22 protein-coding genes and 3 riboswitches are annotated in these 21,296 nt (G+C 39.9%); of the genes, 5 read left to right on the top strand and 17 right to left on the bottom strand.

The genetic code is table 11. The annotated features are described in order from the left end of the window. Positions 1 to 27: 27 nt before the first annotated feature. The 4 genes from NST15_RS06490 to NST15_RS06475 form a co-directional block, all read right to left on the bottom strand. Positions 28 to 1,221 carry an anti-sigma factor domain-containing protein gene (locus NST15_RS06490; protein ID WP_342498952.1) on the bottom strand — a complete coding sequence of 398 codons (1,194 nt, stop codon included), beginning with the start codon at positions 1,219 to 1,221 and terminating at the stop codon, positions 28 to 30. Then, complete coding sequence (gene sigI, locus NST15_RS06485; protein ID WP_008346139.1) at positions 1,218 to 1,973, bottom strand: RNA polymerase sigma factor SigI; 756 nt, start codon at positions 1,971 to 1,973, stop codon at positions 1,218 to 1,220. The genes NST15_RS06490 and sigI overlap by 4 nt, the downstream gene beginning before the upstream one ends. A gap of 215 nt (positions 1,974 to 2,188) precedes the next feature. After that, on the bottom strand, positions 2,189 to 2,980 hold the full coding sequence (locus NST15_RS06480; protein ID WP_046527615.1) for a TerC family protein: 792 nt from the start codon (positions 2,978 to 2,980) through the stop codon (positions 2,189 to 2,191). Between the two features lie 96 nt (positions 2,981 to 3,076). After that, positions 3,077 to 3,183: riboswitch (yybP-ykoY riboswitch) on the bottom strand. Positions 3,184 to 3,261: 78 nt separating this feature from the next. Beyond that, the gene (locus NST15_RS06475; protein WP_007498772.1) at positions 3,262 to 3,876 is read right to left on the bottom strand and encodes a DedA family protein; all 615 of its coding nucleotides are present in this window, start codon (positions 3,874 to 3,876) and stop codon (positions 3,262 to 3,264) included. A gap of 251 nt (positions 3,877 to 4,127) precedes the next feature. On the opposite strand from NST15_RS06475, the gene NST15_RS06470 reads away from it, so the two are divergent. Then, positions 4,128 to 6,551 carry an EAL domain-containing protein gene (locus tag NST15_RS06470; protein ID WP_342498951.1) on the top strand — a complete coding sequence of 808 codons (2,424 nt, stop codon included), beginning with the start codon at positions 4,128 to 4,130 and terminating at the stop codon, positions 6,549 to 6,551. Between the two features lie 234 nt (positions 6,552 to 6,785). Here the strand turns inward: NST15_RS06470 and NST15_RS06465 are convergent, their stop codons facing one another. The 3 genes from NST15_RS06465 to NST15_RS06455 all read right to left on the bottom strand — a co-directional run bounded on the left by NST15_RS06465 (position 6,786) and on the right by NST15_RS06455 (position 7,959). Continuing rightward, entirely contained in the window at positions 6,786 to 7,250 is a 465-nt protein-coding gene (locus NST15_RS06465; RefSeq protein ID WP_088004396.1) for a MarR family transcriptional regulator, read from the bottom strand. 356 nt (positions 7,251 to 7,606) lie between these two features. Next, entirely contained in the window at positions 7,607 to 7,765 is a 159-nt protein-coding gene (locus tag NST15_RS06460) for a hypothetical protein (protein ID WP_035700511.1), read from the bottom strand. 38 nt (positions 7,766 to 7,803) lie between these two features. Continuing rightward, positions 7,804 to 7,959, bottom strand: a complete 156-nt coding sequence (locus NST15_RS06455) for a hypothetical protein (RefSeq protein ID WP_008346151.1) — start codon at positions 7,957 to 7,959, stop codon at positions 7,804 to 7,806. Between the two features lie 192 nt (positions 7,960 to 8,151). Between NST15_RS06455 and NST15_RS06450 the strand changes: the two genes are divergently transcribed. After that, a complete protein-coding gene (locus NST15_RS06450; protein WP_007498778.1) occupies positions 8,152 to 8,481 on the top strand; it encodes a MerR family transcriptional regulator in 330 nt (109 codons plus the stop codon). 241 nt (positions 8,482 to 8,722) lie between these two features. On the opposite strand, the gene NST15_RS06445 is transcribed toward NST15_RS06450, so the two are convergent. Then, entirely contained in the window at positions 8,723 to 9,085 is a 363-nt protein-coding gene (locus NST15_RS06445) for a cupin domain-containing protein (protein WP_017367108.1), read from the bottom strand. 205 nt (positions 9,086 to 9,290) lie between these two features. On the opposite strand from NST15_RS06445, the gene NST15_RS06440 reads away from it, so the two are divergent. Then, positions 9,291 to 10,154: a LysR family transcriptional regulator gene (locus NST15_RS06440; RefSeq protein WP_025207232.1), complete on the top strand. Its 864-nt coding sequence runs from the start codon at positions 9,291 to 9,293 to the stop codon at positions 10,152 to 10,154. 144 nt (positions 10,155 to 10,298) lie between these two features. On the opposite strand, the gene NST15_RS06435 is transcribed toward NST15_RS06440, so the two are convergent. The 9 genes from NST15_RS06435 to NST15_RS06395 form a co-directional block, all read right to left on the bottom strand. Next, positions 10,299 to 10,697, bottom strand: coding sequence for a hypothetical protein (locus NST15_RS06435; protein ID WP_017367106.1), 399 nt, complete (start codon positions 10,695 to 10,697; stop codon positions 10,299 to 10,301). Between the two features lie 101 nt (positions 10,698 to 10,798). Continuing rightward, a complete protein-coding gene (mgtE, locus tag NST15_RS06430) occupies positions 10,799 to 12,157 on the bottom strand; it encodes a magnesium transporter (protein WP_007498785.1) in 1,359 nt (452 codons plus the stop codon). 207 nt (positions 12,158 to 12,364) lie between these two features. Further along, positions 12,365 to 12,528, bottom strand: a riboswitch (M-box (ykoK) riboswitch). 131 nt (positions 12,529 to 12,659) lie between these two features. After that, positions 12,660 to 12,803: a hypothetical protein gene (locus NST15_RS06425; RefSeq protein WP_008346168.1), complete on the bottom strand. Its 144-nt coding sequence runs from the start codon at positions 12,801 to 12,803 to the stop codon at positions 12,660 to 12,662. A 174-nt stretch (positions 12,804 to 12,977) separates the two neighbouring features. Further along, positions 12,978 to 13,496: a PepSY domain-containing protein gene (locus NST15_RS06420; protein WP_008346169.1), complete on the bottom strand. Its 519-nt coding sequence runs from the start codon at positions 13,494 to 13,496 to the stop codon at positions 12,978 to 12,980. Positions 13,497 to 13,589: 93 nt separating this feature from the next. Next, the gene (locus NST15_RS06415) at positions 13,590 to 14,279 is read right to left on the bottom strand and encodes a PepSY domain-containing protein (protein ID WP_008346172.1); all 690 of its coding nucleotides are present in this window, start codon (positions 14,277 to 14,279) and stop codon (positions 13,590 to 13,592) included. A 66-nt stretch (positions 14,280 to 14,345) separates the two neighbouring features. Continuing rightward, positions 14,346 to 15,695 (bottom strand): ATP-binding protein, encoded by a 1,350-nt coding sequence (locus NST15_RS06410; RefSeq protein WP_041092345.1) that lies wholly within the window; start codon positions 15,693 to 15,695, stop codon positions 14,346 to 14,348. Positions 15,696 to 15,698: 3 nt separating this feature from the next. After that, positions 15,699 to 16,385, bottom strand: coding sequence for a response regulator transcription factor (locus tag NST15_RS06405; RefSeq protein ID WP_342498950.1), 687 nt, complete (start codon positions 16,383 to 16,385; stop codon positions 15,699 to 15,701). A gap of 199 nt (positions 16,386 to 16,584) precedes the next feature. After that, positions 16,585 to 16,800, bottom strand: coding sequence for a helix-turn-helix transcriptional regulator (locus NST15_RS06400; protein ID WP_169476040.1), 216 nt, complete (start codon positions 16,798 to 16,800; stop codon positions 16,585 to 16,587). Further along, the gene (locus NST15_RS06395; protein WP_008346180.1) at positions 16,790 to 17,092 is read right to left on the bottom strand and encodes a hypothetical protein; all 303 of its coding nucleotides are present in this window, start codon (positions 17,090 to 17,092) and stop codon (positions 16,790 to 16,792) included. Before NST15_RS06395 ends, NST15_RS06400 begins: the two co-directional genes overlap by 11 nt. Before the next feature lie 461 nt (positions 17,093 to 17,553). Here NST15_RS06395 and NST15_RS06390 point away from each other — a divergent pair, with 461 nt between their 5' ends. Further along, positions 17,554 to 18,513: a S8 family peptidase gene (locus NST15_RS06390; RefSeq protein ID WP_050827199.1), complete on the top strand. Its 960-nt coding sequence runs from the start codon at positions 17,554 to 17,556 to the stop codon at positions 18,511 to 18,513. A gap of 113 nt (positions 18,514 to 18,626) precedes the next feature. Further along, a riboswitch (cobalamin riboswitch) is annotated at positions 18,627 to 18,819 on the top strand. Between the two features lie 155 nt (positions 18,820 to 18,974). Continuing rightward, complete coding sequence (gene metE, locus NST15_RS06385) at positions 18,975 to 21,263, top strand: 5-methyltetrahydropteroyltriglutamate--homocysteine S-methyltransferase (RefSeq protein ID WP_046343358.1); 2,289 nt, start codon at positions 18,975 to 18,977, stop codon at positions 21,261 to 21,263. Positions 21,264 to 21,296: the final 33 nt, after the last annotated feature.

The raw sequence follows: 21,296 nt of genomic DNA, 5'->3' as shown, positions 1-21,296 counted from the left end.
ATACGCCGGATCTATTCTGGCGTTTTTTTACTGTTCATATGTAGGCTCATCCCGGTTTTCACGGTATGAAGGCGGTGTATTTTCCCCTTTTTGTTTGACGTCATTTCTGTTACGTTCGACGTACGGACGATTCTGACCACTGTCGTTTTTTTTTACATGCTTTTCAGCATCACCACGTGATGTGCCATTTGGATGTCTTTTTTCATCAGGATCAGTCGAGTGATTTTTTTTTTGCTCTTTGTCTTTTTCAAAAGGGCGGTCCTTTTCTTCTTTTCCCTTTTTCTCTTTATTTTCATGATTAGGGCTTGTTTGGTGAGGCTTTTGAACAGCTCCTTGCTCTTCCCTCTCAACTTCCTTCTGCTCTTTGTCTTCGCCTTCTGGAGCCTCTTTATCCGGCTGCATCTCATCGCTACCGTCTGTCTTTATATCTTCTTTTTTGTCTTCGTCTTTTTGATCTTCATCAGCATTTTTCGGCTCTTCTTCTTTGACAACCTCGTCATCTGCTGGATCTTCCTCTTCCTTTTTAACGTCCTCTTGTTCTTTGTCTTGCATTTCTTGATTTCTAATATAAGTTCCTGTTGAGATGCCTGCTTTTTGTGCCTTTTCTCTTGTTTCCAGGTCACCTTCCACAGTTTCCAGCTTATAATTGCGCTTTTGATATTCCCCCGAGATGGTGCTGATTTTACTTTTTACGTTTGTTTTGTATGTATGATCCTGCTTGTTTTCATAAACAGTTGAAATATAAATGCTTTTAGAGTGGTTCACGTATCCTTTTTTATCACAATCATCGATGATTTCCTGCACGACTTTGGTCATGTCGTTTTTTTCTAAATCTTTCATACTGGCCAGTACTTGCTTCGCATCTTTATTCAGCGGAGTGACACCGATCACTTGATAATTGTGATCGAGTTTCAGCTCAAAGCTTGGGTTAATGTCAATCGTCATATATGCATATGCTTTTTGACTTGAGAAAGATGGCATCATAGTGAAAATCACGACAATAATTGCTGCAATTGATAGAATTCCTGCATTTAACGGACGTAAACGAAGCAGGTCAAAAAAACCGGCTCTTTTTCTTTCGAGACGTGATTCATTCGGAAACGTCACTTCTTGACCGATTTCATAGTCTTGCTGTTCATACTTTGTCCGCAGAAATTGTCCATCAGGGGTCAGCAGTGTGACATATTTTTTGTTTTTCTCTACTATAATGCCTCTTCTCATGAATTAAGCACCCCTTTAAGGTAATCTTTCAAATACACATAATCACCTGTCATAATGATCGCCATCGCAATAATATATTTTCTATTTCTCTCAATCGTTTTGCGGCTGACTTCCACTAGCTTTTCCAGCTGTTTGACTGGCAATTGTTTTTTCTGAAATAAAATGGTTCTCAGTTCATCGTGCTTAACGAGTGTATGGGCCACTTTAATGGCATTTTGTCTCGCATCCGCATGCTTTGGTGAATGCTCAAGCAGTTCTTGAAACGTAAGACCATATACTTTCAATCGTTCTTTAAAATGTTCAATCTCTTCTCTTCTATGTTCTTGTTCAATTAAACGCCTATATTCATTTGCAGAAAGCTCTGCTTCAATCATGCTTTGCGAGTACTCGCCATTCTCACTTTCTTGAAGGTCCATTTGAACCGTTGGCGCGTTTCTTGCTTCTTTTCGAATATAGTCGATTACTTTTCTTTTAATAATTAACTCCGCAAATGCAAGGAGTGAGTTGCCTTTTTCGGCAGAGTATTTTTCTATCGCTTCATTAAAGGCAATTAAGCCTACGCTGAATTCATCATCTTTTTCATCTATATATCGTTTACAAACGGATGAAACCGTCTTAGCGACAAATGGTTTGTATTGCTCGATTAATGCATTTTGCAGCTCGGTATCACCCTGTTGGATGTTGATTGCCGACTGCTCTAATGTTTGCTTTTTCTTTCCCTTTTTAAACAAAAGGCTAAGCAATGGTTTCACCTCAGTTCTCCCTATATTACTCATTTATGATAGCTAATTTATGAGGGAAGCGCAAAGGAAGAAATGAGGAATTCATTTCCTGTTACTCAATTGTGACATGTATTTCTTTATCTACTTTACAACGTTTCGTTTAAAAGCAAAGAAATAAGGGGGTCTCCCCCCCTTTTTTGTAATATACGTGTTATGAAAATGAAATGATATTTCTTTCAAAAAACCTACTCTTCCAGCCGCATCTCTTGTTTTTCCTCGTTTTGCTGGCCGCCTTTTCTTGATGGACTTGATAAAAACCAACCAAATGCTGCAATTGCGAGAAGAACCGTCCAGAAAATGACTTTCCATAATGTTGAATGAATGAAATGAGAGGACACGATCCCAATGGCTGGATGAGAAAGTGTATAGAGCGTCAGCTTCACGCCAACCCATCCGACAATGACAAATGCTGCTGTTTCTAGGCTTGGTCTCGTTTTAAGCAGTTTCACAAATACAGTCGCCGCAAACCTCATGATCACTAGACCAATGATACCGCCCAATAGAATGACAATAAATTGACCGCCATCAAGCCCGCCAATTTGTGGAAGGTTTGTTGCTGGCAGAGTCACAGCTAATGCAACAGCTGCTAAAATAGAATCTACTGCAAATGCAATGTCAGCAAGCTCAACTTTCACGACGGTTGCCCAAAAGCCGCTTTGTTTCATGTTTGTGTCTGCTTCCTTTTTCTTAAATACGTGCGATTTTAAAATATGGTGAATCGAAATATATAGAAGATAAATTGCGCCAATGGCTTGAACTTGCCACACATCTACTAAAAACGAAATAAGAAAAAGAGAACCAAATCGCATGACAAATGCTCCCGCAAGTCCGTAAAACAATGCCTTTTTTCTCTGTTTTTCAGGAAGGTGTTTGACCATCACAGCCATAACCAGCGCATTATCAGCTGCTAAAATCCCTTCTAATCCAATCAATACGAGAAGAACCCACCCGTACTCTAAAATAATTGCTGCATCCATCATCATTCCTCCTTATTTTTTATCTATTGTCCCACAACAGACAAAGGCTTATGAATGCAAAAAAGACCTTTGCCTGTAATGGCAAAGGTCTTGCTAGACATGTGATATGTAAATCATGCCAACAAAGCCGATGGAATGAGGTTCCATGTAATGACGACTTTGTTTCCGGTAAAAACCGGACGCTACTCCCCTTTGGTGGGATTAAGAATATTTAGATTACTTATATCATAATCAACAGACCCCGGATTGTCAACAGGTGACTTTTTATCTCCACCCATTGATTAAGCCGTTGGTGTTTCTGTTTTTCTTTTTCTTCGTTTCAGCCACACGTAGAGAACAAACAATAAGAGCATACCAATTCCAATCGGCAATACATATGGTTCTAAAATGGTTCCAACCTCTTGCCAGTTCTCCCCAAGGACAAATCCTAGATACACATATACAAATGTAATTGGCGTAATCGCCAAAAACGTATACAGGCAAAAAACCCACACATTCATCTTCGCAATCCCGCACGGAATGGAAATAAGAGTTCTGACCCCTGGAATAAACCGGCCGCTAAACGCAACAAATCCGCCATGCTTTTCAAAAAAGGCATCCGATTTATCAAGTGACTCAGGTTTCACAAAGAAATACTTCCCATATTTATTTAAAAAGGGTCTCCCTCCATAACGCCCTAACCAGTACAAGGTCAAGGGGCCTGCCACACCGCCAATAGAACCGGCAGCCACAACACCAATGAAGGCCATGTCCCCTTTTGAAACCCAGTAACCTGCAAGAGGCAACACCACTTCAGCAGGAACAAATTCAATGCATAATGCAAGAAAGATGCCGAAGTACGACAAATTCTTAAAGGCATCAGCTAATGAAATAATAAAATCTTCGATGTTTATCAATCCCTTTCACACATAATCAGTTTGACAGGCTATGCTTGCAAATCGTACCGTGCCACCTATTAAACGAATAAAAAACCAAAAATGATTCACTTTTCTTCGTTTTTTTACATTAAATTTGATTTTACTATAAAAAATGTTCAAAAAAAAATGCTAAATGCCCTTTTTAAGTAAAGGAAAAGTGAACACAGGAGCCACTTGATCCGATATATTAAGTATATGTCTGTTTTTTTAGATACAGGAGGTTTTCTTACATGACACATTTAACAGGAAGCTACAACGGATGGCTTGTCTTTCTGTCAGTCGCTGTCGCCGCTGTCGCCTCCTACTCAGCTCTTCAATTAGCCAGCCGGGTGATCCAGTCGAGTGGCGCAAAGAAAAGAGTATGGTTGATCATTGGTGCGATGATCATGGGGATGGGAATATGGTCAATGCATTTTATTGGCATGATGGCGTTTCATCTACGCTCTGGTATCACATATGAAACACCCTTACTCATTTTATCGATTTTGGCCTCTTTTATCGGTTCTTTCATTGCATTTTCAATATGTATTCAGCAACAACTTTCTACAAGACGACTTTTGATTAGTTCGATCACGATGGGCTCAGCTATTTGCAGCATGCACTACCTCGGATTGGAATCAATGGCGAATGTCACCATCAGCTATGACCCTGTTCTCTTTTTTCTTTCGTTTTTTATTGGTGCGCTCGCTTCATTCTTTTCATTACACCTTTTTTTCCGGCTCCATCGCTCTGAGAAAAGGCGGGAGGATCAGCTGTTAAAAATAGCGGGTGCACTGATGATGGGCGGTGCTGTTGCGGGCATGCATTACACTGGCATGGCGTCTTCGACGATGTTTTTTCATTCAGATGGTCATGCCGCTGCGGGTGGTTCTCTTGAAATGTCACCATTTAGCCTGTCCATTTTCATCGGCCTGATGACGCTTATCGTCCAATCACTTATGATTTTCGGCGCCTATATTGATCACCGGATTATGTCACAATCCGATCAGCTAAAAGAAAATGAACAGCGGTTCCAATCACTGATCAAACATAATATAGATGGGATTATCGTGTTATCTGTTGATCGAAAAGTGATATCTGCGAATGACCCAGGCAAACACATTTTGAAAATGTGCAATTCCTGGATTGGTGATGATGTGAGTCAATACGTCATGCCGACTGAGATGTGGGAAGACTTTATTTATCAATCAAAAAAAGCAATTACGCGTGAAGCAGAACTGAAAGCAGCAGATCGTTTTTATTATTATCATGTTACATACATACCCGTACACGTCAACCATACACTTGACAGCATTTATCTCGTTTTTAAGGATTTAACCCAGCAGAAGATTGCTGAAAAAGAAATTCATGTGATGGCACATTATGATGCACTAACTGAACTTCCGAACCGTCGTCACGGAATTAATCATTTAAATGATGTTTTATCCGCTCAAGAAGAGACAAAAACGTCAACGGCAGTTCTTTTTCTTGATTTAAATCGGTTTAAAATTATTAATGATGCCCTTGGTCATAACATAGGCGATCTGCTGTTGAAAGCCGCCGCAAACAGACTAACCAAATGTTTGCCTGACAATGGCTTTATTGCAAGAATTGGCGGGGATGAATTTTTAATGATCTTTCCTCACATGGAGCATAACACACATAAAATTGAACAGCTTTTGAAAAACATCATTCGCCAATTTGAACGTCCTTTTTTCATTCAAAACCATCAGCTCATTACATCCATTAGTATTGGAATCGCCATCTCTCCGCAAAACGGAAAGAATGGTATGGAATTGATGAGAAAAGCAGATATGGCCATGTATTTATCAAAGAAACATAAACAAAGCCGCTATGAATTCTTTACTGAATCTATGGAGAGATTGAGTGAGGACAGACTCAATCGCGAACTGGAGCTACGAGATGCCATTCAAAGAAAGCAGTTTGTGCTTCATTATCAGCCGCAAATCAGCGCCAAAACAAGACAGATGACAGGTGTTGAAGCCCTTTTAAGAATGAAAGCACCAGACGGTTCTCTAAAATCACCCGAGGCTTTCATTGAACTTGCTGAAGAATCCGGCCTGATCATCGATATTGGAAGGTGGGTCATTGACACGGCATGTCAGCAGGCAAAATTGTGGTATGACAAGCAATTGAAAATTCCTGTAGCGGTCAATTTATCTGCTAAGCAGTTTAACTCTGAAGACTTAATTGATTTGATTAAACTAACGCTAAAAAAATACGACCTTCAACCATCACTTCTTGAGCTTGAAGTGACAGAAAGCATGACAATGGACAACATCAAGCAGTCAAAACAGGTACTGACATCTCTAAAACATCTTGGCGTCCGTATTAGTATTGATGATTTTGGTACAGGCCACAGCTCTTTAAGCTATTTGAAGGATTTGCCGATTCACCGCCTGAAAATTGATAAATCATTTATCGAGGATATTTTGAGCGATTCAAAGTCTGAGCAAATCACAGGGGCTATTATTGCAATGGGGCACCAGCTATCTCTAGAAGTCATTGCTGAAGGTGTTGAAACTTTTGCACAAGCGCAACTTTTATCTGCGCAGGGCTGTGACGATCTACAAGGCTTTTATTATGCCAAGCCACTTCCAGCTAGTGATATTGAAAAATTTATCGCCTATCCTGCTCATCAGCTGGATACATAAAAAAGGTGCCAACCATGGCACCTTTCAGCGTGTAGACAAACCCTCGCATTCTTTGTCAGTCCTGCGTGCTGGTGCTCACGAATGACAAATTCGCTCCGCGCCAGTACTCGTCCTTCCTAGACTGCAAAGGTTTTCTATCACGCTGGGCTGAAAAGAAGACAAAGGGCTAAAATCAAGTTCATTTTAGCCCTTTGTCAACAATCTAAAAGGTGCCAACCATGGCACCTTTTCGTTTTATCTAAATAACAAATGCTGACTGTGAATACCTGCTTTTTTCAGCAGACTAATTAATTGCTCCTGTTCTTCACGCGAAAGACCAGAAAACGCCCGCGCAATTCGAAGAGAATGGATTGGATAAATTTTATCTAGATAACTGCGCCCTTTATCCGTTAAATGGGCATAAACTGACCGTTTATCCTTTGGGTCCTGTTCTCTTTCAATGAAACCATTTCGTTCTAACTTGTCAATTACGTACGTAACATTCCCGCTGACAAGCAGGAGTCTTGAGCCGATTTGCTGAAGTTTTTGAGCACCTCTCGTATACAGTAATTCGAGAACGGCAAATTCAGTTGGATTGAATCCATGCTCCTTGCTGTCTCTAATACTGTGTTCGGAAACGCTTTTAAATGCTCTTGCAAAAACTTTGTAAAGCGTCATTGAACGTTCTACTTCTTCTTCATTAAACGATAGTCTCATCACATATCTACCTCTTATAATATTTTTTTAACTTCAAGGCTTTCTTGCGGTGCAGTTGGAGCCTTTCGTAAAAAATAGAAGTACGTTTTTGAAAACCCTTTCAACCACATAAGTGACTCCATTCGTGTTATGTATAAGATTTCGATATAAACTTTTAAAATCCTTCTTATTTTTCACAATCATCTCGAAAAAAAGCTTTTCCAGCAAACCATCAAGTTACGACAAATTTTAACATAATCTGTAAAGGCTCTATATTTTCTTACATTTGATTCGTCAAATTTCTACAAAATTCAATATTGCTATAATATTAAACACGCAAAAAAAGAACCCTTCATGTGACAGTGCACATGATAGGGATGTTAAAGATAGCGGTCTGTTTTGTTGAAAAAGAAATGATACTCTTTTTTTAAGTCACTAATTGTCATGTTCTTGGTCATATCAGGGCTATACACCCCAAGTGAGCAAAGCTGCTTCGTATAATAATGTCTTTCTTTCGCTAAAGCTTCTTTTAGCCGCACGACATCTCCCCTCCTATCAATGGATATGGATCGGGTGCTTATGAGGACTTTTTATACAAATCATTTTGTACGGCTCTAAGAAGAGCATGTGCATTCTGACCCGCAGCCTGCATGAACTGCTCCAGCAGTTCATCCCTCTTCACATCTAATGCGATGATTTCTTTTGCCATACGGATGATCTGTGTTTTCTCCATCAAGTGCGCCTCCTCCTCATTTTTTCTTTTTATTATCATATGTTCACGTGACATGATTTGCACGTTATATGTTAATTTTCCTTCCATTGTTTTTCACTTTTTTCATTTTTGTGTTATATTATCTAACAAACGTTAGGTTTTTTTACTGACTTTTCGATATAATATGAAGAAAAGACTTGTAGGGGTGAGGATATGACGCAGGAAGATGTATCTTATAAAGATAAAAAAGTCATTTCAATCGGGATTGTCAGTGAATTAACAGGGCTTTCCGTCAGGCAAATCCGATATTATGAGGAACGGAAACTCATCTACCCCCAGCGCTCAACAAGAGGCACACGGAAATACTCTTTTTCTGATGTAGAACGTTTAATGGATATCGCAAATAAACGGGAAGATGGTGTGCAGACAGCGGAAATTTTAAAAGACATGAAGAAAAAAGAACAGGCATTAAAAAGCGGACAATATAAGAAAAAAATGCTGGAAGGTCAAATTAACGCACACTTCCGGTACAAAAATCGATGAACTAAATAAAAATCGCTTACTCGGCAAAATAGACTTAGCATCTGATCGACCTGAATATGAAACGATGAAAGCACGAACTTACCCAAAGACCGATTCTTGCAGAAGAGTCTATTTCAGACAACGAAAGCCAATGAATCATTGAAGCAGCAAAACGAGGCAGCAATTGCAGCCTCGTTATAAGCTAAAACAACCATTCAACTATTTATCACCTAAGATACTTGATCTTTAACGATTTAGTTTTTCAAATTTGTTCAGGAATCGAAACAGTTCGTTCATTGAGCACATTCCCCGTGTTTAGCGTCGTTTTGGGTTCAATTAAGAGCAAGTGAACTTCTTCTTCAGCAATTGGCTGATGTTCAACTCCTTTTGGAATCACAAGAAATTCTCCTTCATTAAGCGTTATTTCCCTATCCCTAAAACGGATGACTAGATTGCCTTTCCACACAAAGAACATTTCATCCTCATCATCATGGTGATGCCAAATGAATTCACCCTTAATTTTCACCATTTTCATGTATGAGTCGTTCAACTCTCCACTTATTCTAGGATTCCAATAATCATTTATTTGCGAAAATTTTTCTTCGATATTTACCTTTGAAATCAATCGATTCCCCTCCTTATTAAATGGAAACGTCTGTTTTAATTGGCACAGCTAAAAAATTCTCATTTTCTCCTCTCGATCAGATAAAAGGGACGCAATGAGCATCAACCTCTTTTATCATTCAGTTTACATACTTCATTGGATCACGTAAAATCAAAAAATAGCATATAGATCATCACAATTTGTGATGCAAAAAAGGAGAGTTAGTTTGGATATTAAATCTTTGGAAGTATTTAAAGCCGTTGCCATTGAACAAAGCATCACAAAAGCTGCTCAAAAATTAAATTATGTGCAGTCCAATGTCACCGCAAGAATCCAACGTCTTGAACAAGAGTTAGGTGTACCTCTTCTCTATCGATATCATAAGAAAATATCTTTAACGCCTGCAGGACGTGAACTGCTGCCCTATGTAAATAAATTACTATACGATTACGAAGAAGCGATAGAAGCAGTAAAGCTTTCCTCTACTCCGCGGGGATCTTTACACATTGGATCTATAGAGTCCACCGCATCTACGAGATTGCCCAGCATTTTCACAGAATATCACAAAAAATTTCCACAAGTAGAATTGAGCTTGTATATGGCACCTACAGTCGATCAAGTTAGCGCTATCCTCAACTACAAAGTAGACGGCGCCTTGGTAGATGGGCCAATTCTTCATCCAGAAATCATCGAGTATCCTGTATTGGAAGAATCCCTCGTTCTCATTACAAGCTACTCCACGGAGCAATTCCAGGTAGAATCTATTTTACATGAGCCGTTGCTCTCGTCATTCGCCCATTGTATTTATTTAGGACGATGGCAAAAGTGGCTAGAGAACAATGGCTATCCTCCTATGAAGGTCATGGAATATGGTACGTTAGAGGGCGTCCTTAAATGTGTTGAAAGCGGGCTGGGAGTGACCGTATTACCAAAATCTATGGTTGAATCTCGGGGAGAAGGCAAATTTACCTGTCATCCATTACCAGAACCACATCGAATCGTTCCCACTGTGTTGATCAGGCGACGTGATTCGTACATGACCAGTGCCCTGTCACAATTTATGGAGTTAATGGGCATCACGAATAAGTGATCTGAGACAGATCATTGTTTCATAAATAAGATCATGTGTGATAAAAAAAGAGGATAGATAGAGCGACATTCTTTCAGCTCTTCTATCCTTTTACATCATCTCAACTTATGCCTGACTGATCATAAAGCATATGAACGATTCTTTTTATTTAGATGAAGCGTCAGTTCCTTCAACAACCCCTACAAAGTCAATTCGTACGCCGCCTTTTTCAGGATCTTCTTTCACCCGAAAGGCAAGCGCCTTTTTTTCTCCAGTGTTTGCATCTTTATAATTTGCATGAAAGACGTGGATGCTGGCTTCTTCCATTTGAAAATCTTCATAAGAAAGCGTCTCAATTCCCCATTCCTTTTTCGATTTAAGAATGTCATTTGGGCTTGGGACTGCGCCTTCGACATAGACATTGTCCATTTTTCGTTTATTTCCTTCAGTTATCGCTTCAAGCATATGCTCTGATGCCACCAGTCTTCTGTCTTTCCCCTCGTCTTCTCTTGAACATGCACTTAGCAAAACAATGCACATGAAAATGAATAAAAACTTCTTCATTTTTCTCTCCCACCTTCTCCTTAAAATGTAAAGGATGGAAGCGCTATATGCAATCTTTATTCAAAAAAGACTGTAAAACGTTACATTTTACAGTCTTTTGACTACATCAGTGTATGAAGAAATGCTGTTGCAATTCCAAAATAGATGAGTAAGGATAAAATATCATTCAATGTTGTGATCAGTGGTCCAGATGCAATGGCTGGGTCCACGTTTAATCTGTGTAAAATAATCGGCACGACCGTACCTGCCATTGTCCCAATAATCAGTGTTGCAAGAAGCGAGGAACCAACAACAAAACCTAAAATCATATTGCCCTGCCATACCATGGCAACGACCGTAATAATGATTGAACAAACAATCCCAATATAAATACTTGTTCTCAGCTCTCTGAAAATCAAGCGCATAATGGTTTTTTTCGTTAATTCTTCTTTTGACAATCCTCTAATGACAACCGCTAGAGACTGTGTCCCTGTATTCCCTGTCATACCTGCAATCATCGGCATGAAGAACGCTAAAGCAACGACTTGTTGCAAAGTATCTTCAAAATAATTCAAGATACTGCCTGAAATCAGCCCAATGAATAAGAGTAAAATAAGCCACGGAAGACGGCGGTATGCCGCCACAAATGCCGGTGTGTCGAACGTGATATCTTTACCAGAGGCAGCAAACTTTTCATAGTCTTCTCCTGCCTCTTGAATCACAACATCAATGATATCATCGACTGTCACAATTCCGACTAGGACATTGTTCTCTTCTACAACAGGGATGGCAAGGAAATCATATCGTTCAATGAGCTTTGCGATTTCTTCCTGGTCTTGAAAGGCACCAACGGCAATGACTCTTGTAAACATAAGATCCTGCACTTTTTCATCTGGCTCACCTAAAATAAGATCCCTGTATGAGAGTACCCCTACAAGCTGTTTTTGATCATTTATGACATATAAGTAGTTGATCGATTCGGCAATTTCAGCAAAGCTTTTCAGCTTCACCACGGCATCCTGAACCGTATAATGCTGCGGAATCCAAACGTACCGATTGGTCATGATCCGACCTGCTGTCTCAGCAGGATAATTCATGAGAAGCTGGACGGCCTTGGATTCCTCTGCTTCCATGTTAGATAAAAGCTGATCCTTCAGCTCATCCTCCATCTCATCAAACAAGTTGGCTAGATCATCGTTATCCATTTTGTTTGTGACGAAGGTGGCTTTGTCTTTCCCTACTTTTTCAAGAACAATCTCTTGATATTCCCGCTCCAGTTCACCCATCATTTCCGTCACGTCATCGACTGTTAAAAAGCTGAGAAAGCGGCCGCGGTGTTTTTCTGGAAGCTCCTTGAATAAGTAGGCCATATCATAAGGCTGAAGTTCTTCCATAATGTTTTTAAATTCTTTACGTTTTCCATCTCTTAGTAAAATAATGATGCGTAAAATGAGTTCATCGTACGTAATGTTCTGTATCATCGCTGTTACCTCCCCAAAATCAGGAGATACCCGAATCCCTTAGATTGTGCGGGGGTCAGGATCTCCTCTATCTGATGCGTCAATCTGATCTTTTGACATAATCTCTATGTGTCTCGAATCGGGATGATCCATCCCCACACCTCCTTTTCTCATAAAAAAGCACCTTCAACCGAATGAAGGCGCTTTGTAAGCATGACAAATAAACACTTGCTCCTTCAATCGTAGAGCTTTAGCACTGTATGGCATAGGATTAATCCAGCTGCATTAAAAATCACCTTATGTCGATGATTCCTGTTGACCCATTGGCGTCTTTGGACATTTTTGGGCAGCAGCGTATCTCCATACAGGAGCCTCACCTAACGAAGTCTCATATTGTTGACACACTGAGATTACAGAAAAAGCGCAATGATGTCAATAAGCAAGATGCCAAGTTTCCTGATGTATTCGCTTTCTTTTCAAAAAAAGAGCGATCGACAAGTTGACCATCGCCCTTTCATGTCTTTTATTCTTCTTCCGGCTGATTCATATCCTCTTGGGAGAGGAGATGAAAGGAATCATGCAAAAACAAAGCATATCCTTCTCCATCAGGATGGGGAACATATTCCGCACGATCCATCGTCTGTTCTTCTTCTTTTTTCTTCATCATATTCTCTCGCCTCCTTTCCAGTAGTTTGTCCCAATGAAAAAACCTTACACATAAAAGTGTAAGGTTCAGCATGTGCGTGCTGGTGCTCACGAATGTCAAATTCGCTCCGCGCCAGTACTCATCCTTCCTAGGGCTGCAAAGGTTTTCTATCACGCTCAAAGGTTCATTTATGGCTTAATCGTCCCATTCTTGCTTGAGGATTTTGCCTGTTTTAGCAGAAATCTCAAAATCAACTTCTTCGCCGCTTGGTGTCGTAATTTCAATTTCATACAAGTACACACCATTTTCTTTATCTAATTCTGAATCTGTGACTGTTCCTTTTACTTTTGCAAGGGCAATTTGTTCAGCCTGTTTTTTGGTGATTTTTACATTTTGTTTCTTTTCTTTGACTGGATCATTGAGCGCTTTGCCTGTTTTGGCATCGACATATACTTTATATTCAAAGCCGCCTTTTTTAATCTCGACCTCATATACCCATTTTCCTTTTTTACGCTCAAGATCTACATCATCTACATAGCCTTTCACAACTTTTAATGCTGCTTTTTCAGCCTGTTTCTTTGAGACAAATGAAGATTTCTTTTGCACCACTTGTTCGGCATTTGCCGTTTGATTTGTATTTTGCGCTTGAAGGGTGAAACCACCTGCAACAAGTGCTCCTGTGAATGCTGTAGCTACTAGTACTTTTTTTATCATGTTTAATTCCTCCTCTGTTTGATTTCTCCTTTATCTTAAAAAAACAAGATGATAAAGGAAGGAAAGGAACATGAGAAAATCATGAGAAAATGATTAGTTTTCGTACGTAATGCCTTCAATATCTCCTGTATAGGCATTCACTAACACCTCTGCCTCTCTTCCATCCGGCAAATCGAGCTCTACCTCAAACACGAGCATTCCACTAAAAGTTTCAAGATCTGCATCATCCACTGTGCCGCCCACTTCTTTTACGGCAATCTGAATGGCTTCTTCTACCGTTATTTTTGTGAGCTTCTTTTCTTTAGAGGTTGGCTTTTTCTTTTCTGCTTCAATCACCTTGAACGTGTCTTTCTCAACATCCACTTGATACAGTTCTTTTTTTGATTGAATCGTAAAGATAAAGCGATCCGATTTTTCTTTCTTTTGAATCACGGTACCCTTCACTTTTTTCACTGCCACTTCTTCTGCTTGGAGTTCGGCATTTTTCTCATTTGGTTTTTGATAGCTCTTTAACTGTTTCATCTCTTTCATTTGACCGCTTGAGGAAGATGCAATGATTTGATAGATGCCATTTGAATTTTCAAGCGTCAATGTATAGTCCTGTTTATGGTTGATCAGATCAATATTTGTGATGTTTCCATTGTAGTCTTTTGCGATGATTTTTTTTATGTCTGCTTCGCTTAATATTTTTTTGTCAATGGTTTGAATCATGAGCATTGCAAAAGCCACAAGAATGAAAAGACATCCTGCGAGCGTAAGCAGCATTTTCAGTTTTCTAGACATGCAGCGCCTCCTTCCTATTTCCTATTTTATAAGGAGGAAATGAGAAATTGATGAGAAAAGACCTATTTATTTCTGAAAAAGAATGGTCATCACGGTTCCTTCACCGATACGGCTGTCTACCTTTAGCTCAGCCCCATGCTCTTCAGCAATTTGCTTCGCAATTGACAGGCCAAGTCCAGTACCGCCCGTCTCACTGTTTCTCGCTTCATCCACACGGAAAAAGCGGTCAAAGATTTTCGGCAGATCCTCTTCTTTTATGCCAATTCCTTTGTCAACAACCGAAATAAACGGTTTCTCTCCTGCTCGTCCGCAGTTCACATCAACTGGCTCTGCACTATATTTAACCGCATTATCAATCAAGATGGTCAAAAGCTGTTTGATCTTCTCTTCGTTCCCTTCAGCAATAACAGGCTGATCTGTTTGTACATGAGTAAGGATGGTTCGATTTGTTGCCACTTCAAGTGTATGGCCAACTTGGCTGCACAAATGACCAAGATCAACCGGCTTCATGTCCAAGTAAAGCGGCTGCCCATTTTTCGCCAGTGTGAGTAGTTGATCTGTCAGCCTTTTCATTTTTTTTGCCTCATCATGAATGGCTTGAGAGGATTCTTCTACGACCTCTGGCCGGCTTTGCCCCCAGCGTTTTAGTAAATTGCTGTAGCTCATGATGACGGTAATGGGTGTTTTCAATTCATGTGAAGCATCGTGCAAAAATTGCTGCTCTTTCTCATAATGTTTCTCAAGAATTTCGGCCATTTCATTAAAGGTTTGACCCATTTGATACAGTTCATCCTTTGAATCGCCTGTTAATTCAATTCGTTTAAATGCCTTTTCTCTCATACTTGCTTTCATCGTATTGGTCATTCGACTAATTGGGCGGACAATTTGTTTCGTTAAAATGTGGCCTGCAAAATAAGAAAGCACAATAAACAAAACGCCAGCAGCGATTAAAATCATTTTTAATAACGCCAAGTTCTCTTCTGTATTTTCAATTTCTTCATAAACTTGCAGCGACACAATGTCCCCATTTGTCCAAATGACAGGGATAGCCGCGAACGCAATCATATGCTTATTGTATTCTTGAATTTCTGCTGTCTGACCAGATTCGTATGTAAAAGGAAGTGAGCTAAACGTAGATTCCTTCGTGACGGTCAGCTTTGATTCACCTTTCTCTGTGACGACACGGATCATACCATTTTGAGGCAGATACGCTTTCAGAAGCTCTGAAGATGGAAGGCCCTCTTCTTCTGACTTCTTTAGTGCAATCGCAATATTTTCAGCTACTTCCGACAGTCTGGACATATCTTTTTGCGTCAAGGTCATCGAAAAAATAAAATAAATCGCTGTATGAAACAGCAGCACCATTAAAAACAAGGACAACGATGTATAAAGCTGGATCTTATTTTTTAATCTCATGCTTTATCCTTTCATCACATAACCCACACCTCTCACTGTGTGAATCAATTGTTTTTCAAACGGGTAATCGATTTTTTTCCTTAAATAGCGAATATAGACATCAACCACGTTCGTGTCACCAAAATAATCAAAACCCCAAACAGCTGTTAAAAGCTGATCTCTTGTGAGCACTTGCTGTTGATGTTTCAATAAATGAACAAGCAGGTCATATTCTCTCGGTGTCAGCTCAAGCGTCTGACCGCCTCTTTGAATTTCTCTTGTTTTCTCATTCACCGTTAAATCTGCAATATATAGCTCAATTTCTTTTTCCTCTTGCGCATTGTGATTGAACCTCAGCTGTGCACGAATTCGCGCTAATAATTCTTCTATGTCAAAGGGTTTTGTAATATAATCGTTTGCCCCAAGATCAAGACCGCTGACCTTATCGGGAACACTTCCTCTTGCGGTAATCAAAATGATCGGTGTTGCCGTATTTGTCTTTCGAACCCTTCTAAGCACTTCAAGTCCGCTTAATTCTGGAAGCATGACATCTAGAAGCACTAAATCAAAACTCTCCTCCTCGAGCGCCTGGAGCCCTTTCATCCCTGTATCTTGGACTGTGACCTCATATCCTTCATATTCAAGTTCTAATGACAGCACTCTTGCAATTTTCTTTTCATCTTCGACCACGAGTATCTTCCCTTTGTTCATCTCTATCTCTCCTATCTAAAAGGCAAGCTTGTCTTTCCATTATTATATGTTGCCTTTCTCCATTGGAACAGTCACAATCTTCATATCTTATTTTTCATGAATGAGGAATTGTTATGTAATATGGTTGATTTTTATTTTCAGCTGATCCTTTCACATTACACAAATCAACAAAAAAAGCCTCTTTTCTGAGGCTGGTCCCTTACTTCTTTTTAGGTTGACTGACAAAAAGCTCATCTACAGTCGTATTCAAAACAGAGGCGATGTCAAAGGCTAATTGTAAAGTAGGGTCGTACTTATCGTTTTCAATGGCATTGATGGTTTGTCTCGAGACCTTACACCGTTTAGCAAGTTCTTCTTGGGATAATTTAATGGATTTCCTTAGTTCTCTTATATGATTTTGCAATTTAATCACCATATTTTTTTCTGTATATGAGTAATGTAACTAAATATATGACCGAAATCACAGTTAGGAACATGATGGGAGAAATCCCAAACCCCTTATCAGAATTGTTCCCTTGGGTCGTTAAAAATATAGACTTTGCGACTTCTAATAAAAGCATACCGATGACCACCATAAATGCATACGATTGAGCTTTTGAGTAGATAAATCTCTTTCTTTCATCACCCTTTTGAATCATAGGCGCGATAAAGATGAACAGTCCGACCACTAATAAGATGACTGAATACACAACTTTTACAACATCCAACGGTTAGTCCCCCTCCCAATCAAAATGTCAAATACTTTTTACATTTCAATCATATCATCCACTTAAAAAATGTCAAATACTTTTTACATTCTATATTCTTTCGATCATTATAATGAAAAAACAATCATCCGCACATGGCATGTACCTTTTTCTTTTCTGTCATCATCTATCTTTTTATATGATTGCTTTTTCGATCTGCCTTTTTTAGTTCTTTTCGCCCATTTTCATCTATACAGGTGCAAGCTCACTATGCAGCATTTCCTTCTTTTTCATATGATACTAAGAGTTTTCCTCAAAAGGTGACTTCTTTCGGCAAGATATGAGGAGAACTGCACAATGAATAATTATTTGATTATTTGAAAAATTATTACAATTGACCCTTTCCGATCAAACATTTGTTTTATACAATAACATTACGCAACCTGAATCTACTTTGAAAACAAAATAAGGAGGGCTTTCTTATGAAAGGTGAAATTCGCTTAATTCCGTATGAAGTAAAAGCCAATGTGATGGAAGCGAAAGAGACGCCGGAAAGTATTCAGGAGATTAAAGCACCCGAACTTTGGTCAAGTGGCTTCAAAGGAAAAGGCATAACCATTGCTGTCCTTGATACAGGTTGCGACACGGAGCATCCCGATTTAAAAGATCAGATTATCGGAGGAAAAAACTTTACCGATGATGACAATGGAGATGCTGAGAATGTAAAAGACTACAACGGACATGGTACCCATGTATCAGGAACGATTGCAGCAACGGATCAAAATGGCGGCATTTTAGGTGTTGCACCTGAAGCCAAGCTGTTGATCGTAAAAGTTCTTGGAGGGAAAAATGGCAGCGGGAAATACGAATGGATTATCAATGGCATTAACTATGCGGTTGAGCAGAAGGTTGATATCATTTCCATGTCTCTCGGTGGGCCAAGCAATGAACCAGCACTGCAAAAGGCCATCCAACATGCGGTAAGCAGCGGTGTGCTTGTTGTCTGCGCAGCAGGAAATGAAGGTGACGGAGACGAGCGTACTGAAGAGTTCTCCTACCCAGCTGCATACAATGAGGTCATTGCCGTCGGCTCTGTCTCTCTTGCAAGAGAATCCTCTGAATTCTCCAATGCGAATAAAGAAATCGACCTCGTCGCTCCAGGTGAAGACATTTTATCCACTCTCCCTAACCATAAATACGGAAGACTAACAGGCACTTCCATGGCTGCCCCTCATGTGAGCGGTGCACTCGCCATTATTAAAAATGCCGAAGAAGAAGCGTTCCAGCGTAAGCTGACAGAACCTGAGGTATATGCTCAGCTCGTACGGAGAACCCTTCCGCTAAAACAATCGAAAACCCTTGTAGGAAACGGGTTTTTATATTTAACTGCACCAGATGTGCTTCTTGAGAAAACATTGGAAGCAGAACTTTTGTCTCTATAGGTACATTTTAGGTCCTGAGAAAAGATAGAATTTTCTCAGGATTTTTTTAATTAAAATTATTCAAAATTTACTTTGACGAAATGAAGTGAACGTTATATAATCGAACACAATAAATTCATAGTTTGAGAGTCGGTAATTCGATCACACGTCGAATTTTAATTGGGAAGACCGGTGAAAATCCGGCGCGGTCCCGCCACTGTAAGTGAGGAGAGCTTTTCGTTAATAATCCACTGTCATGAGGATGGGAAGGATGAAAAGCTTGCAGATTCGCGAGCCAGGATACCAGCCGCTCTATCACATCAAACCCCCTACGGTTGATAGGAGATGTCGGAAAAGCGTTCGTCATTGATACTTACGCCTTCTTTCGCACACACATTTTGTCTTTTTAAACCAGACATTTGCCCTCATCAATCTTGATCATGAGTGTGAGTGTCTTTTTATATTTAGAGGAGGAATTGGAATTGACAATTGTTAAAACAAGTAATCTAGGTTTCCCGCGAATTGGTTTAAACAGAGAATGGAAAAAAGCACTTGAGTCTTATTGGAAAGGTCAAACTGACAGAGAAACCCTCTTAAGCACACTCGATGAACAATTTTTAGCCGCTATTAAAACTCAAATTGATCAACAAATTGACGTTGTTCCTTCTGGAGACTTTACCTTCTATGATCACGTGCTGGATACTGCCGTTATGTTCAATTGGATTCCAGAGCGCTTCCGCAGCTTGAAAGACCCGCTAGATACATACTTTGCGATAGCAAGAGGAACAAAAGATGCTGTCTCAAGTGAAATGACAAAATGGTTTAATACAAACTATCACTACATCGTTCCAGAATATGAAAAAAGCACAGAATTCAAACTCACACATAACAAACCGCTTGAAGCATACGAAAAGGTGAAAAAAGCGTTTGGTGTTGAAACAAAACCTGTCGTCCTTGGTCTTTATACATTTGTTTCTCTTTCTAAAGGCTATGAAGCCAATGAAGTGAAAGAGATTCAGCAGCGCCTAGTGCCGCTTTATACTCAGTTGTTAAAAGAGCTTGAAGAAGCCGGTGTAAAATGGGTTCAAATTGATGAGCCTGCTTTAGTCACAGCTTCAAGTGAAGACGTGAAAGCAGTAAAAGCCATCTATCAAACGATTAAAGAAGCTGTACCTGCCTTAAACGTTCTCCTTCAAACATACTTTGACTCAGTAGATGCCTATGAAGAGCTTGTCACGTATCCTGTTGAAGCCATCGGTCTTGATTTTGTCCATGATCAAGGACGAAACCTTGAACAAGTGAAAAAACACGGCTTCCCAAAAGATAAAATTTTAGCAGCCGGTATCATCGACGGCAGAAATATTTGGAGATCAGATCTAGGAGAAAGATTATCGTTTATTTCTGAAGTAATTGCTGACGTGCAGCCGAAAGAAGTATGGCTACAGCCTTCAAGCAGCCTGCTACATGTACCAGTTGCAAAACATCCGAGCGAACAGCTTGAAGAAAAACTATTAAACGGACTTTCTTATGCCACTGAAAAGCTGGCTGAATTAACGCTATTAAAAGAAGGCTTATCAAAAGGAGCGGCTGCCATTGATGCAGACATCCATGCAGCAAATGAAGCACTTCTGACGTTAAAAGAATTCGCGAAAGGAACGAATGCGGATCTGACAGCAGAGCGCAACAGTCTTTCATCAAAAGATTTTAAACGTCCAGTTGCTTTTGAAGAACGACTACGCATTCAAAATGAATCTCTTGAACTGCCGCTTCTTCCAACCACAACAATCGGAAGCTTCCCTCAGTCAGCTGAGGTGCGCAGTGCTCGTCAAAAATGGCGCAAAAATGAGTGGACAGATGCAGAGTATGATGAATTTATTAAAAAAGAAACAAAAAGATGGATTGATATTCAAGAAGAGATTGGCCTAGATGTACTCGTTCATGGAGAATTTGAACGTACAGACATGGTTGAATACTTCGGTGAAAAACTCGCTGGATTTGCCTTTACAAAATTCGCTTGGGTTCAATCTTATGGATCACGCTGCGTGAAGCCGCCGATCATTTATGGAGATGTAGAATTTACAGAGCCAATGACAGTGAAAGAGACGGTTTACGCTCAAAGCTTAACGGAGAAAAAAGTCAAAGGAATGCTGACAGGGCCTGTCACGATCTTAAACTGGTCTTTCCCAAGAACAGATATCTCTCGTAAAGACATTGCCTTCCAAATCGCTTTTGCTTTACGTAAAGAGGTAGAAGCGTTAGAAGCAGCGGGTATTCAAGTGATTCAAGTGGATGAACCTGCGCTAAGAGAAGGTCTTCCTTTAAAAGAGAGTGATTGGGCAGCATACTTAAACTGGGCAGCAGAGTCATTCCGTCTATCGACATCGTCTGTTCAAAATGAAACGCAAATTCATACACATATGTGCTACAGCAATTTCGAGGATATTGTTGATACGATTGAAGACCTTGATGCAGACGTGATTACGATTGAACATTCACGCAGTCATGGCGGGTTCCTCGATTATTTAGAAAAACACCCGTATTTGAAAGGCCTTGGACTTGGGGTATATGACATCCACAGCCCGCGCGTTCCAGCTGTTGAAGAAATGAGTAAAATCATTGATGATGCACTGAACGTCTGTCCGACAGATCGCTTCTGGGTCAACCCTGACTGTGGACTGAAAACAAGACAAGAACCTGAAACCATTGCTGCTTTGAAAAACATGGTGACAGCTGCTGAAGTCGCTCGTAAAAAGCTAGCGCAGCACGCATAATTAACTCACTCTTCCCCTGCTGAACATTTGGCA

Source organism: Bacillus sp. FSL R5-0820 (genome assembly GCF_038593385.1).
GTDB classification, from domain to species: domain Bacteria; phylum Bacillota; class Bacilli; order Bacillales; family Bacillaceae; genus Bacillus; species Bacillus altitudinis.
The sequence above is the reverse complement of the archived record's forward strand: the minus strand, read 5'-3'. Positions and strand labels throughout refer to the sequence as shown.